This window comes from Bacillus sp. 05T21, from assembly GCF_056396785.1.
This window is the reverse complement of sequence record NZ_JBFTMD010000034.1, coordinates 22,181-36,557: the sequence shown is the minus strand read 5'-3', so window position 1 is coordinate 36,557 and position 14,377 is coordinate 22,181. Positions and strand designations below refer to the sequence as shown.

The following is a 14,377-nucleotide window of genomic DNA, read 5'->3' as shown; positions in this document are numbered from 1 at the left end:
AATGTATCTAAAAGCTGTTTTTTTACTTTCGTATTCCATGAAACTGCATGTGCTCTTGCATTCTTTTGATCTTGTACAATTTTACTAGGTAAATCTGCATACCCATTAATAGTAATTCCTTCAAAACTCACATCCGGATTATTAATTAACAAATAAGAATATTCATTCATAGATTTTACAAATAACCCAGCATCTTGTACAGTTTTTTTCATCTTTTCTTCATTTGCTGAAAGAGACATATCTCCAGTGTTCGTTTGTTCAGTTTCAATTGCAAAGGTTGCTACTGGTGTGACTGCATAGGTAGTTGTCATAATTAAAAATGCTGATACAGCCAGTATTTTATAAGGTTTTTTTTTCATCTTTTCTTATTCCTCCTGTATAGAATATGATTTCAAGTCCTATTCTTATTAAAAGACGATGTAGTTGCATAGATTCGATATTATTAAGCAAATCTATATAACCTGTCCCCTATTAATCGATTCTGTTACAAATTTTAAAAAACAAGTAAACTACATGGCTATCTTTTTATTTGGATAAAACTTATATATAAGTGAAAGGCGAAGTCTTTAATGAGACTCCGCCTTTTTAATATATAAGGATTTATTAATTATTGCTTTACTGTTTAACAGTGTAATCATAGACTCTCTATGTTATGGTTCACTTTGCAACAGAATTAATATTTCCCTATTTTTGTGGAGTAACAGTTTCCACTTTTAATTCCTTTATCCCTTCTTTTAATGTAACAGCATCTGTTCTTAATGTTTTCCAACTGTCTTTCGCTGCATTTAAATTAGGTTTTAAGAATTTAAATTTATTTTGATCCGCTTTTTGAGCTGCATTCTCAATATGCCCTAGAACGCCCGAATATTGGGAATCTAAATCATGCCACTGCGTGGACATATAAGTAAGAGCGTTAATAGCATCATCAAGTGCCTTGTGCATTTCATTAATATTACTATAAGCAACTCCAACTACGCGATTTAATGTTACTTTATAATCCACGGTCTGACGTAATTCTGCTAATAAAGGCTCTAACTTACCTAAATTATCTCTTGCTACTCCCACTATAATACCGCCAATTATTGGTAGACCCAAAATAGCACCCTTCATTACATTAAACCCATCAGATTCTAATTGTTTATAATAGTTTACTGATCCTAATACTTCTTCTAGACGCTTTTGATCGGCTTCAACATCTGCACCTTGGTTTTTTAAAATCGACTGCAAGAGATCTTTATTGCTTCCAAATGCTCTAACATCTTGTCCAATAGAGTCTCTTAATTTAGTTAATTCTTCTATTAGTTGTTGTGCAACCTTTTGATTTTGTTGAATTTCACCTCGTAAATCTGTAATCCCTTCTTTTAAAGTTTCTCCATCCCCTGTATTAATCGCTTCTACCATTGTTTCATAATAATTGTCAAATGTTGTATCATATTCAACAATACCAGTCAATGTATCTAAAAGCTGTTTTTTTACTTTTGTATCCCAAGTAACAGCATGTGCTCTTGCATTCTTTTGATCTTGTACAATTCTACCAGGTAAATCCACATATCCATTAATAGTAATTCCTTCAAAGTTCACATCTGGATTTTTAATTAACATATAAGAATAGGCATTCATAGATTTTGCAAATAAACCGGCCTTTTGCAAGGTCTCTTTCATTCTCGCTTCATTTGCAGAAAGAGCCGTATCTCCATTGTTCGTTTGTTCAATTTCACTTGCAAAAGTTGTTACTGGTGAAACTACATTAGCGGTTGTAATAGTTAATAACGTCGATACAGCGAGTAATTTGTAAGGGATTTTTTTTATCATTTTATTTTCCTCCAATTTAGGTTTTAATTTTCAGTTCTATTCCTGTTTAAAAGCAATATCTTTTGAAATGAATTCTGCATCTTTATGAATATCATTCCAACTTTCTTTAGCAGCTTTTAAATCATCCGGTATTAAAGAGAATTTGTGGTCTTGCATAGAATCGATATTATCCAGTAAATCTGTATAATTTGCGCCCATTGTATTCCATTGCTTTTGAATATTTGTTAGAGACAATATCGCTTGATCTACAGTCTGATATAGATATGCCAATGTTTCTTTCGCGTTAGTAAGCGAAAGAACTGCTTGATTAGCACTATCTGCTTTCATACTTAATTCTCCGATTTTGTTAGAAATTTCGTTATAGGAGTCCATATGCTTAGATGCCGTGACACCCGCCGCAGTTCCTAGACCGATACCAGCTGCTCCAAGAGCTGAAAGTCCACCAACAACAGCTGGTGTTGCTGTACCACCAGTTACAACAATTACAACTGCTCCTCCAATAGCTGCAATAACTAAAATAGCTGCTCCCAATCCACCACCAATTGACCATGCTAATACATCATCAAAATGTTTTTTCTGAGTAGAACGAAGTTGCTCAATTTCAGCTTGAAGTTGTGGAATCGTTGCTTGTTGACCTGCTAATATTGCAGTTAATCCACCTTTCCCATCTGGACCACCAACATTATTTTTAAAATCTGTAGAATTTTGATATAGTTTCCCTTTGAAGTCTTGTAGCATCTTAATTACATCTGTAACCTCTTTTGAATTTGTATTAATTGTAGTAATTAAATCATTTATGCCCTCTTTTAGACCTGCCTTATCTTTCTTTTGTACAGTATCTACTAAAGTGTCGTAATAATTTTGAAATTGTTCATCGTAATTTACAATATTACGAGCTGTTTTTTGAATCTGTGGCTTCGCTTTATCTAACCAATAATTCGCATTGATTCGTGACAGTTCTTGATTAAGGTGAATATTTTTGAGCAACTCCCCTCCTTCTGATCCTAAATCGATATTAGATAAATTTACATTCGGTTGCTTAATCATTGTTTTTGCGTACAAATCCATTACAAGAATATGAGACCCTGTTTCAGCCAATGCTTTCTTCAGTCCCTCAGGACCTAAAGCATAATTGCCTACTTTTTGTTCTTGAGCGGTCGTTTCTTGTGCAAATGCATGAATAGTGTTACCAGTAGTAGCAGTTATAACCGTTGCCAGAGTGGCTAAAGTTAGCACTTTGAATGGGAATTTTTTCATAACTATTCTCCTTCTTTCGCTAGATTCTTATAATCTTTATAGTTTTTTCAAAAACGTAATATCAAAATTTATATACCTGTTCTTCAAGGTAACTTATTACATTTTTTAATTGTCTTAATGTATCTTTTTGAGACTGCTCGTTAGTTGCATCAACATTAGTAGATAATTTTGTAATGTTATTTTTTATTAGATCCAAATCTTCTTTATAGCGCTTTAGTAGGTCAAGTTCTACATCTACTTGATTTGCAAACGTATGCAAATCATTTTGTGAAAGAAGAAGCATTGATTTTTGTAAATCTGCTATTGATAGTTTCGTTGTTAAATCATATATTTTTTGGTTTTGTTTCTCTAAGTCATCTAAATATGCTCGCTGCTCTGCTGTTAGTTTATTTACTTCTGCGAAGACACCAAATGTTTTCTTAATCTTTTCAGTATCAATGGCTTTCATCAGGTCATATTCTTGCGTTTTTGCGGCTGCAGCTGCAGCTATTTCTCCTTGTTTGCTTTTCTCAATTGCTTCACGAGCTGCTTTTTTGGCCGATTCAATCTCTAGAGCAGTTTTACCTTGTTCTGTCGCTTCTTGCGCCGCTTTTTTCTCCGCTTCTAGAATAGAGTTGTTAATTTCTTTTCCTTTGTTATACGCTGCCATCCCTGCTTGAGCAGCCGGTTCAATAATTTCTTTTGAAAGACTATAAACTTCTTTGAATATAGCAAATCCCTGCTCATTTAAAGCTCCTGGTATTAATGCAATTTGTTGTAAATCATTTTGAATTGCTTTTTTGGTATTTAATATTTCATTTTTTAACTGATCTATTTTTCCTGTTCCATCTGTACCTAATATGCCTTGCGCAGTTGCCACATTAGTATCGAAATCTTTTAATTTTTTATCAAGCTGTAATTTAAGATCTGTTAATTCATTAATTTGTCGTTGCGCATTTTCTTGATTCGTCATAGCCATTTCTTGAAGAACTTCAAGTCTATCCGAAAACCCTTCTCTATCTTCTTTATTGTCTACATACGCTTTTAATGTCGGGTAATAGCTATTAAATTTCGTTACAAATCCTTTACTTTTTGAATTTAATAGAATTAACTGTGGATAGAGTTCCGATGACCATTCTTTCATATCTTGTTTGATTAGGAATTGATTGGTATTTAAAGCTGGGACTTCCTCTAGCTGTACATTAGGACTCATTAAAGATTGATCAATATACGTTTGGATTAATTTAGATTGCGCACCTAATTTTCGTAATGATGAAGAAATATCCATGCTTTCCTGTTGAGTTTCTGCTTGAACGATTGGTGCTGCGAGAGTATTGATAGGAAGAGTTGCTCCAGTTACAATGGATGTTATTAAAAATCCTGTCATTATTTTATTTTTCATTCCGTACACTCCTTTACCATTGTTTTTTATAACTTGATTCATATAACTTGTACGCCCTAGCGCTAGGCTCTCTCCTTGCACACGCATGGGGAATGGGAAGTCTTTCGGATAGGGTGTTATCGTTATTATTTACTTCTAAGAGGATCTAAGGATTTTACTTCCCTCTCATCTAGATACTCTATTTTTCAAATAGTAAACGATAAAAATTCATCAGCTATATTTGAATTAGCTGCCCAATGAGTAGTAAAATATTATTTCCCCCTTAGAGCTGCTGTTTAACTTACAGATCCGTGAAGATAGATAAACCATTGCTTCTAGAGTTAATCCTATCATGACCTTTTTTTTAATATCAATTTCATAATATGGTTTTTAGTTTTGTCAGCAATAGCCTTACAAGACTACAAAAGATGAAATTATACTGTACATTGCTTATACTTTTATTGCGGAATAAATTCACTTTTGCTATGAAGAAACTTAAAACCCATTTTTACAAAAATACTACTTTTGAGATTCTAAATACCTTAAAAAATAAACTGATTATTAAGAAAATTATTCGCAACATAATGTTACTTGCAAATTTAATAACCTCTATTAGCTTGCTCTTCTCCCTTCTATGTGGTCATACCAGTTATGTTGTTCATTAAAACATTAAATTTCCAATGCGTAAATAGCAAAATTTTGTCGATTGAGCTCGATAATTTAACTATTAAGTAAAAATACGAGCCTAAAAAATTATACCGATATAATTAATTAGGAATTGCAGCTCTGTAATTGTAATGATTACAAATTAAAGTGTATACGGTTAATAAATAACTATTTTAGCTCAACCAAGCCATTTTATTTTTTAAAAAATACTTATAGAATAATTTAATAGGTTTTTTTATACTTTTTTACCTTTATTTGGTTATGTATTATTGCATATACTATAGATATATCAAGTGATATATGTTATATTGTTAAACTTTATGTAATAGTCCCTAATATCACCATTATTAAATACTTAACATGAAGATATTAATCTATAAACTTATTCCTCGTTATAACTATGGGTTTTAAAATATAAAAAAAGCCGCAAAGCTTTCTCGAAAAGAACCTTTGCAGCCTTCTGTTTTTTTGTCTCCTTAGAAAAATAATGGATAGTGTACTCTGTGAACTACCCGCCACTTAACGTCCTAATGGACTGTTTGAAGTGGGGGCTTCTCGGTTAGTCGTTACTTTTGATAGCTAACGAATTCGTCCTAAGACAGCCGAGCTAACTCCCTTGTTCCAAGGGTTATTTTATTGCTATCTATGCTAACGCTAATAGGCGTATTCCTTCATTTTTGATATTGATAGCTGCGTTATAATCTCTATCGAGATTTGCACCGCATATACAAGTATATATTCGCTCAGACAATGACATATTTTTCACATTTCCACAACTGCTACATGTTTTTGTGGAAGGAAACCATTTGTCTATTTTCACAAGTTGTTTGCCTTGTTCATGTAGTTTATAAGCTAAAAAAGAAGTGAACATACCCCAACCATTGTCAGTGACACTTTTCCCAAAATGAAGTGCTTGCGACATTCCTTTCATGTTTAGGTCTTCAATAGCTATAACATCAAAGTTATCGACTAATTCTTTTGACTTATGATGAAGGAAGTTCTTACGTTGGTTTGCTACTTTTTCATGCAACTTAGCTATCCGAATACGTTGCTTATTCCAACGCCCTGAACCTTTTGTGCGTCTTGATAATACTCGTTGGGCCTTTGCTAATCGGTCTAACATTTCACGATAGAACTTAGGATAATTGGCTCTCTCATCCTCAGAACTGACGTATAATCGATCCATCGCAAAGTCTAATCCAACAACTGTTTCTACTTCTTTTTGTACAATCTCTTTTTCGTATTCAGTCAAGATGGACACATAGTATTTACCAGTAGGTGTCATAGAAATCGTACATGACTTGATTATATGGTCTTGTGGTATTTCTCTATGCTGTTTGATACGTACCATTTTCAGTTTTGGCAATTTGATATGACTATTAAGCAACATAATATTTCCGTTCACTACATTCGTTGTATAAGACTTTCTGTCTTTTTTGCTTTTGAATGTTGGGAAGTCATTTTGACCACAAAAGAAATTTTTATAGGCAGTTTGCAAGTTTAGTTGAGCATTTGCCAAAGCTAATGAATCAACTTCTTTTAACCACTCAAATTCTGTTTTGTATTTTGCAGGAGTGGGAAGCTTTTGTTTCTTTAGTTGTTCCTTATCATCTTTGTATTTTTCGTACAATTCTTTCTGTTCAGCTAACATTCTGTTATACACGAAACGTACACAACCGAAGGTTTTACGCATAAGATGCGCTTGGTCTTCTGTTGGATACAAACGAAATTTATATGCTCTATTATGCTTTGTCATATCATTTCACCTCACTTTTCACCTTGATTTTCAATATATTTTTTTACTGCGTCTATTGGTGAACCACCAGTAGTTAGTAAGCAAAAACTTCTTGACCAAAACATCTCTTTCCAAAGTGTCTTTCTTACTTGTGGAAAGTCTCTCTTGATTAGTCGAGAGCTTGCACTTTTATAAGCATTGATGAATTTTGTCATTTCTGTATTAGGGTGTGCCTTGAACAAAATATGAACATGGTCTACATCATGATTCCACTCAACTAATGTGATGTTATAGTTTTCAGATAGTCGAACAAACATATCTTTTGCATAGTCTGACATATCACCATCAAACACATTTCTTCTGTATTTCACGACCAACACAAGGTGATAATACAACAAGAACACTGAATGGTTATTACTATCTAATTTCATTGATATACCAACCTTTATAATTTATAAGACTGATTATATCAGAGGCAAAATAAAAAGCAAAACCTTTTGGCTACGCCAAACCGAAATTCATCTCCCACCTACCGTTGGACTACGCCCTTCACACGCTAGAGGAAGGAGAATTCTTTCGGTAAGTTCGTTAAAGTTTTTTCACAAGAAACTGATACTAAGCTTATATTACGGTATATTTTTCACGATACTGTCTAGGTGTCATGTTAGTTGATTTTTTGAAAACCCTTGTAAAATAACTTTGGTCGTTAAAATTAAGCCAAGCACAAATATCTGATAGTGGATATGTAGTAAGTGTTAATAATTTTTTTGCTTCTTCCACTCGTTCCCTTTGAATAAATTCACTTAAAGGAATTCCCACTTCTTTTTTAAATAATTTAGATAAATAAGTAGGCGTAATATCCAAATGATTTGCGAGTTCATTGAGAGATATTCCATCGTAAACATTTTTACTAATTTGGTTCATACATGTAGTAACCGCATTTGAAAATTTTTGCGCATTGAATTCTTTCACTCGATCTGCAAAAGTACGTAAAGCATCTCCTGACAATCGCCTTACAGAGTCCACGTTCTCTAGTTGTTCCATGGTTTGGATATACAAAATACTAAGAGCAAAAGCAATGTCTGGTGGGAGATTACCTTCTATCGCATATCGAGTAGCTAAAGTAATCGCAATAATCCCATGGTTTTTTTGGTTTCTGAGTGGATCCGCTGTTAAAATTAATTCAGTATCTTCCTGCGAAACTGCATACATATATTGCAACAACTTCTTTTTATTTCCCTCTTTGATTGCTGAAAAATAATTATGTACTAATGCCATGTTGTGAGTTTTTGGTTTATTTTGTTGACGTTTTAAAATATATAGATCAGGTTTCACAATTTTATAGGGAACTTCCTCTAACACTTTATTTTTTTCTACAACAATATCAACATCTAACTTTTCATTGAAAATCATGTAATGCAATAAAATTCCCATATCAATTAAAGAAGTTTTTTTAACCTCAGGTAGGGATTGAAAATAGGTTAGTCTTTCTTGAATATTATTATTTGAGTTAAATTCTTTTCGAAGTTTAAAGGTTACATCATCCGATCCCTTTGGATATATAGTGGGGCCAATTATTATAGTCCCTTTTATATAATCATGATTTTCTATATGAATTAGGATGAAATTTTCAAGATAACTGTTACATCTGAAAAGTGGCAAATTATAGGGATCATTTTCTTGATAAATGTCACTAAGATGTTCTTCTTTAGAAGAATAAAAAGGACTACAAATATCCTCAGAATTAGAATGATATAAGATTTTTTTATCTGTGGATAAAATGTGAACAGGTACATTAAAGGCTTTATGTGCGAGATCACACAAGTGTTGTATATCGATAGAATTATTCATTACCTTCTCCTCTTAATTAGATTACTGATAAATTTTTACATCGTTCCTGTATAGGTTCATAAATTATTTTCCGTCAGGTGTAACTCACGACAAAATATTACTATAAAATATCAAATTAGTACAATTCACGACAAAATATTACTATATTTTTTTTATGAAAATCATATATTATTTATTTGTAAGTAGCATCTAAATATCGGAGTAGTTAGGACAAGTGTGAAAGAAATAGATTCTTTTCTTATAATTTTCTAAACGACAATGAAATGAGCTGAGGTCGTTTCTTAATTCTCCAAGATCTAATCATAGAACTTGAGAAAACAGTGAAGAACCTACAAAATACAGAAACAAGGGATGATTGGAGTATACAACTCTAGTAAGTAATAGCTTCTTGCTAATCCTGCGAAAAATCTAGCCTTTGCGGATACATTGCCAGCCGAACTAGAATATGCCCCAGGTACATTACAAATAGTAGGCTAAACAGTGACAGATACATTCGATACAGACAAAAGTAAATTTAATGTAGGAAAAGAAAACGAAGAATTTTGGGATGTGACACATACAGAGTGGCATACAATGGTACTCCATGCGAGGGACAAGCTGGAAAAAAGATTAAAAATACAGTGAAAGTCCAAGGAGATACTGTATCACCGTAAGAACTAACAGCCAAAAATTCAATCACTTGGACAAACTGAGATTAAAAAAGTGGATGCTGCAAATTCGAATATAAAACTGATAAATTGCTGTATTCCAAATTTTTGACAAAGATAATAAAGAAGTCGAAAATTTAACAGCAGATGAAAATTTAACAGCAGATGAAAATGATAAAGCTATTTCTGAACCACTATGCTTCGAAAAATTCACGTTGGAAGAAATTCAAGCACCAAATAGGTCTACGTTATTTAAAGATCTAATTGAGGGAAAGGTCTTATCATCAGTACAAAAATAAAAATAGAAAACACAAAAAGCGAATGGAATATTAAAAATACTGACGATATAGGTCCAACTATTTTTATCTAATTGGCACTATATTACTGGTCGCAACATTAGTTTTAGTTTCCGCAAAAGCGGAAGAAATAAATAGATTCCAAAATTATTAGGAATAGCAGCGGTGACACAACATATAAATAATTTTTTTATATGTTGTTCATCTTTGTATTATTAGTCTTTATACTACCTAGTTTTATTATCGTATCACATAAACTTATTATTAAATTTCCAAATACAATAGTTGTTAGTTAACAAAAACAACATCCATAATTAAGATGCACAGTACATTGACCTCAAAGCAATAATTCTTAAGTATTATGGAATCAAAATTACGGATAATAATAAAACGATTTTAAACAACCCTACACTTTTCGTGTCGAATTTATTTCCCATCGATACCTATGGCATCAATATGGATAGAAAAGGTTGTTACAAAAGAATCTGAGAGGTTGTTTTTCAACTTCAAAATTTATTTTTTGAAGTTTTTGTAAATAAAAGGAAGAAGAATCCATTTGCACATGAATTCTTCTTATTTACTGCTTTAACTTAGTGTAATCTGTATTGACCTGTTAACTGTTCTTCAGCCATTCGAACTAAGCGTTTTGTAATTTCTCCACCAACCGAACCATTTGCACGTGATGATGTATCAGGTCCTAGTGTGACTCCGAATTCACGAGCAATTTCATACTTCATTTGCTCGATAGCACTTGCAGCAGCAGAAATAAGAATTTCATTTGTATTACTTTCGTGTCTTTGAATATTCATAATTGCACCTCCATTATATTTGTATATAACTTGTGCCTAATTATGATATTTATGCATGAGTAACCTAGTTTCTTCTAGTATTTTTAGGGGAACCCTTTTTCTTTCTCTCTTTCCCATATTCCACTAATTGAATTTGAAACACATCTGAATCCTTAATTCCTAAAACATTCATTTCTTCTCTAAATAAACGCCAGGACTCTACTTTTCTTGACCATTTCTTAATGTGTAGATTTTTGAGTCTCTATAATTAACCCTCCTCAAACGTTAAATAATGTACATTGCATTTCAGTATAACAATAAAGCCGTCTGTAAGGACGGTTTCTCTTTTCATTATTCTTTTATGGCTCTACGCTTTTTTATTTTTTCTTTAATATATTTTATGTTACGTATGCCTAGACGAATTGAAGCGAAGAAAAGGTAAATCATTAGAATGACGTAGACTACTAACCAACTCGTATAAATATATGTACCCTGAAATCCATTTTCAGTAAGCCAGTTAGTAATCCACATTCCACCAAAGTAAACTGGGATTGTTAGCAAGCTTACGTCTTTAGGATCTGTTGCAAGATAAATCATTAGAAATAGAAAAGCGAGTGCGCCTATCGTACTAACATTTTCAAGAATCATTATCGAAAATCACCTACTTTATGATTAATAATATAGCAACAATTCACTATATCAATTTAACAAGTGTTAATTTCTTACCCCTTCCGCAGATAACTCGTTTCGCGATTTTCATAACTACCATTCCTTGGGTTAAGCATATCAAATATCAAGGTAAATTTCTCCAATAAGTATGGTGTCTACTTGACAGTTTCTTCCTCTGCCAGTAATAGAATACTAATTTTTATTGCAACATATCTGCAAAGGAAGTACCTACATTATTCTTTCGTTTCATATGCTTCTCTAAATAGATTTTTGTTGTTTGGATATTTTCATGCCCAAGCGTTTGCATTAAATGATATAAATCCGCATTTCCTTGTTCAACTGCCATGATGGAAAAGGCATGACGGAATGTATGCGCCGTTACAGGATTTTCGCGATACTGCAGAAACTCTAAATCTGTTTTTTTTATCATATCTGTTACCTGGTTTGATAGCGTTTTTGGATTATAAAAGTTCCCTCTTTGATTTATAAATACAGGACTTTCATCTCCTTGATCCAATACGGTTTTAAGTCCTCTTCTCCGTCTCATTTCACATATACTTTGGAATAAATGTTCAGAAATGAAAAGTTCACGTACTTTATCCCCTTTCCCCTTGACTCTTAACCAATACTTTCCGTCATAATGTAAATCTTTCACTCTCGCGGTGCACAATTCTTGAATTCTTGCACCGGTACTTGCCAGAGCTAGTAAAATTGTATAGTTTACTAAATGACCTTGTTCTTTATAAAACCCTAAAATTTTCATCACTTCATCATAGGATAGGTCCCGATTTGGCCGATCCTGTTCATTTACATTTGCACGCTGCAGTTCTTCATGAAGAGGCTTTTCAATATAAGCGAATACATGAAGGTGTTTTAAAAAAGAACGAATAAGTACTGTTTTCTTCGCAAGTGTTGCAACCGCGTACGTATCTCCATTTCTACCGTTCTCTACCTGCTTCAACCAAGTATTATATTTACGAATATGCCAAGGCTGTAATGTTTTCAATAACGAGTCATTTTGCTGAACCTCTTCCCCATTCAATTCGAATTCTTCCGCATGCTGCACCATGCACTGACAAAATGACAAGATTTCAGATATATAACTCTTTTTCGTATCCTCTTTTCTATTTTTGTTCTCATCCATATCTTTTTGTAAATGTACGAAATGATAAATGACTTCCAGGTCACTTAAATACGTATATTTACTCTTTCCCTCTTTTTCTGCAACCTCCATCTTCTCTTCCACTTTATCTACATAACGATTGTTATGCAGGTATGGAACGATATCTCTTATATTCTCTAAATACGTATCTATATATTTGCTTTGATTATTTATAATAGATAAATTTTCTCTTCCACTTTTATTATCCATATTTCAAATTCACCTCTCCTATTGAAGATTATGAATATAATTATATTCAATAACTATACTTATCATTTTATTTCACTTCTATCAATTATACAAATGATAACTCATATTCTTTCTGTAAGAATCCTACATTCTTCTTTATTAACCTATACTTATATTTTTTTATAAATTATTAGTAAATAGATATAGTTTAATGATTAACTACTTTATTTTAAAGTTGCTTTTATAATTAAATTAACTATAAAAACCCATTAAAATATAAAATAAACTACAAATATTTTTAAACTATAAAAATGTATAATAACTTTGATAAATTCTATTTCTCATTTTAAATTTAACTCATATTCTGATATGATATATACATATCTAAAATACTAGCAAACAATGGTTATGGAGGTGTCCTTACATGACACAAGATTTATTGTTCATTACAAAACCTACTGTAACGACAAAAGAGGCAGCCGGCTTATTAGGAGTAACGGTACAAACAATTTTACAAAAAGAAAAAGATGGATTAATAGAATGTGTATATAAAAATAATTGGAAGCAATTCGGTAGTAAGATTTTCTATTTAGAGGATATTGAACGTTTAAAAAATATTGAAGAGGTTGAAGGCTATAGCACAAAAGAAGCAGCTGAAATTCTTAATGTAGCACCATCTACTATCTTTACATATATCAAATCTAGAAAATTACCCGCTTCAAAGATTGAAAAACGTGGAAAAGAAGTATATGTCATTGAGAAAGAAGCCCTTGAAACTTTTCAACTCACTTATGAAAAAACTACATCAAAAGAGCGAAAAACATTCATTACTAAGGTACAAGATGAAGATATATATTTATATCAATTAATAACACATCAACAAACCGGAAAAACAGCTAGGGTAATAGAGATTAATGGAGCAGACGGCAAGATTCTTACAGAGGACGAAGAAATTTTCCCTCTATCCACTTATAAGGAACATGATTATTCCTTGGAGCCTTTCCATAAACAAGCTGTAATTACGAAACGAGGGTATTTATCTTTTTCATTTAAAAAACCTCAGCTATTTAATTCCATCACTTATAATCTAATAAATTTATTTTATAAAGAGCTTGGTGTCACAAATATGCGATTGAGTATTTCATCTGATACTATTAAATTAGAAATTAAACCTTTCGTATTACAAGTTGATCCATTACAGTTTCAAGAAGAGATTAAATACTTACATTCTCATATGAAATCAGGTACGATCCTTCCACATGTAGAAGGAGTTTACTTTAAAAGTAATGTAGAGCCATTAACTTTTCATGCAGATCATGAATTCAAGCAAAAAGTAGTTCAAATGGCAGCAAATGCTGGTATGGGACAGGAAGAATTCTTATTGAAAGCTGTAAAATCTTATATAAGAAATTTAGAACAACAGTAAATATTTATTAATAATAAGAAGCGTAGAAAATTAACCTTTCTACGCTTTTTTAGATTTATAAATTTTAACTTAATTTTCTTTATAAGGTAACACCAACATGCCCATCAACTTAAGAAGAGTAAACACCTCTAAATTGAAAAAATGAGCTGACTTCTCAAAATAACTAACTATAGAGAATGAAAATTTTCATTTAGGGTGTACTTCAAAACCTTAACTTAATAGCAATGTGATGCTACCCCTAGTAGGGATAGCATTTCGACTTCCAATAGTTCGTTAAATAGGAATTTAACGAACAGTTTAATAGTGTAAGTTAAACTCCCCTCCTATTGTTGTTGTACAAAGACATGAAACTCCAAACTAATTGGACAAGAAAGTCTAAACTTTTAATTTGGGTTAGTAATTGAGACATAAAATTCTAAATTAAAATTTTCATCATTTAATTAAACTAGAATGAAGTCAATGCCTTTAAATAACAAAGACCCAAAACATTAACAATTTGTTTTAGGTCTTTGTAAAAGA

12 protein-coding genes are annotated in these 14,377 nt (G+C 32.1%); 2 read left to right on the top strand and 10 right to left on the bottom strand.

The annotated features are described in order from the left end of the window. The 7 genes from AC1DKZ_RS29505 to AC1DKZ_RS29475 all read right to left on the bottom strand — a co-directional run. On the bottom strand, positions 1-359 hold a 359-nt coding region (locus AC1DKZ_RS29505), incomplete at its 3' end, for an HBL/NHE enterotoxin family protein (protein ID WP_476997661.1). A gap of 325 nt (positions 360-684) precedes the next feature. Then, positions 685-1,812 carry a hemolysin BL binding component B gene (gene hblA / locus AC1DKZ_RS29500; RefSeq protein WP_000591974.1) on the bottom strand — a complete coding sequence of 376 codons (1,128 nt, stop codon included), beginning with the start codon at positions 1,810-1,812 and terminating at the stop codon, positions 685-687. A 36-nt stretch (positions 1,813-1,848) separates the two neighbouring features. Next, positions 1,849-3,069, bottom strand: coding sequence for a hemolytic enterotoxin HBL lytic component L1 (gene hblD, locus AC1DKZ_RS29495; protein WP_476997660.1), 1,221 nt, complete (start codon positions 3,067-3,069; stop codon positions 1,849-1,851). 61 nt (positions 3,070-3,130) lie between these two features. Then, entirely contained in the window at positions 3,131-4,450 is a 1,320-nt protein-coding gene (gene hblC / locus AC1DKZ_RS29490; RefSeq protein ID WP_476997659.1) for a hemolytic enterotoxin HBL lytic component L2, read from the bottom strand. Between the two features lie 1,288 nt (positions 4,451-5,738). Further along, the gene (locus tag AC1DKZ_RS29485; RefSeq protein ID WP_476997658.1) at positions 5,739-6,851 is read right to left on the bottom strand and encodes an RNA-guided endonuclease TnpB family protein; all 1,113 of its coding nucleotides are present in this window, start codon (positions 6,849-6,851) and stop codon (positions 5,739-5,741) included. 11 nt (positions 6,852-6,862) lie between these two features. Then, a complete protein-coding gene (gene tnpA, locus AC1DKZ_RS29480; RefSeq protein WP_476997657.1) occupies positions 6,863-7,261 on the bottom strand; it encodes an IS200/IS605 family transposase in 399 nt (132 codons plus the stop codon). A gap of 190 nt (positions 7,262-7,451) precedes the next feature. Then, positions 7,452-8,681, bottom strand: coding sequence for a helix-turn-helix domain-containing protein (locus AC1DKZ_RS29475; protein WP_476997656.1), 1,230 nt, complete (start codon positions 8,679-8,681; stop codon positions 7,452-7,454). Between the two features lie 480 nt (positions 8,682-9,161). Here AC1DKZ_RS29475 and AC1DKZ_RS29470 point away from each other — a divergent pair, with 480 nt between their 5' ends. Further along, positions 9,162-9,305, top strand: coding sequence for a hypothetical protein (locus AC1DKZ_RS29470; RefSeq protein WP_000132592.1), 144 nt, complete (start codon positions 9,162-9,164; stop codon positions 9,303-9,305). Between the two features lie 909 nt (positions 9,306-10,214). On the opposite strand, the gene AC1DKZ_RS29465 is transcribed toward AC1DKZ_RS29470, so the two are convergent. From AC1DKZ_RS29465 to AC1DKZ_RS29455, 3 genes are all read right to left on the bottom strand, one after another. After that, entirely contained in the window at positions 10,215-10,433 is a 219-nt protein-coding gene (locus AC1DKZ_RS29465) for an alpha/beta-type small acid-soluble spore protein (protein ID WP_002165449.1), read from the bottom strand. A 330-nt stretch (positions 10,434-10,763) separates the two neighbouring features. Then, positions 10,764-11,060: a hypothetical protein gene (locus tag AC1DKZ_RS29460; RefSeq protein ID WP_476997655.1), complete on the bottom strand. Its 297-nt coding sequence runs from the start codon at positions 11,058-11,060 to the stop codon at positions 10,764-10,766. 220 nt (positions 11,061-11,280) lie between these two features. Further along, the gene (locus AC1DKZ_RS29455; RefSeq protein ID WP_476997654.1) at positions 11,281-12,453 is read right to left on the bottom strand and encodes a tyrosine-type recombinase/integrase; all 1,173 of its coding nucleotides are present in this window, start codon (positions 12,451-12,453) and stop codon (positions 11,281-11,283) included. Between the two features lie 403 nt (positions 12,454-12,856). Here AC1DKZ_RS29455 and AC1DKZ_RS29450 point away from each other — a divergent pair, with 403 nt between their 5' ends. Next, entirely contained in the window at positions 12,857-13,858 is a 1,002-nt protein-coding gene (locus AC1DKZ_RS29450) for a helix-turn-helix domain-containing protein (RefSeq protein ID WP_476997653.1), read from the top strand. The last annotated feature ends 519 nt before the right edge of the window (positions 13,859-14,377 follow it).

Coding starts and splice junctions, on each gene's coding strand:
- hblA (WP_000591974.1), bottom strand. CDS start 1,812: ATGATAAAAAAAATCCCTTACAAATTACTCGCTGTATCGACGTTATTA.
- hblD (WP_476997660.1), bottom strand. CDS start 3,069: ATGAAAAAATTCCCATTCAAAGTGCTAACTTTAGCCACTCTGGCAACG.
- hblC (WP_476997659.1), bottom strand. CDS start 4,450: ATGAAAAATAAAATAATGACAGGATTTTTAATAACATCCATTGTAACT.
- AC1DKZ_RS29485 (WP_476997658.1), bottom strand. CDS start 6,851: ATGACAAAGCATAATAGAGCATATAAATTTCGTTTGTATCCAACAGAA.
- tnpA (WP_476997657.1), bottom strand. CDS start 7,261: ATGAAATTAGATAGTAATAACCATTCAGTGTTCTTGTTGTATTATCAC.
- AC1DKZ_RS29475 (WP_476997656.1), bottom strand. CDS start 8,681: ATGAATAATTCTATCGATATACAACACTTGTGTGATCTCGCACATAAA.
- AC1DKZ_RS29465 (WP_002165449.1), bottom strand. CDS start 10,433: ATGAATATTCAAAGACACGAAAGTAATACAAATGAAATTCTTATTTCT.
- AC1DKZ_RS29460 (WP_476997655.1), bottom strand. CDS start 11,060: ATGATTCTTGAAAATGTTAGTACGATAGGCGCACTCGCTTTTCTATTT.
- AC1DKZ_RS29455 (WP_476997654.1), bottom strand. CDS start 12,453: ATGGATAATAAAAGTGGAAGAGAAAATTTATCTATTATAAATAATCAA.
- AC1DKZ_RS29450 (WP_476997653.1), top strand. CDS start 12,857: ATGACACAAGATTTATTGTTCATTACAAAACCTACTGTAACGACAAAA.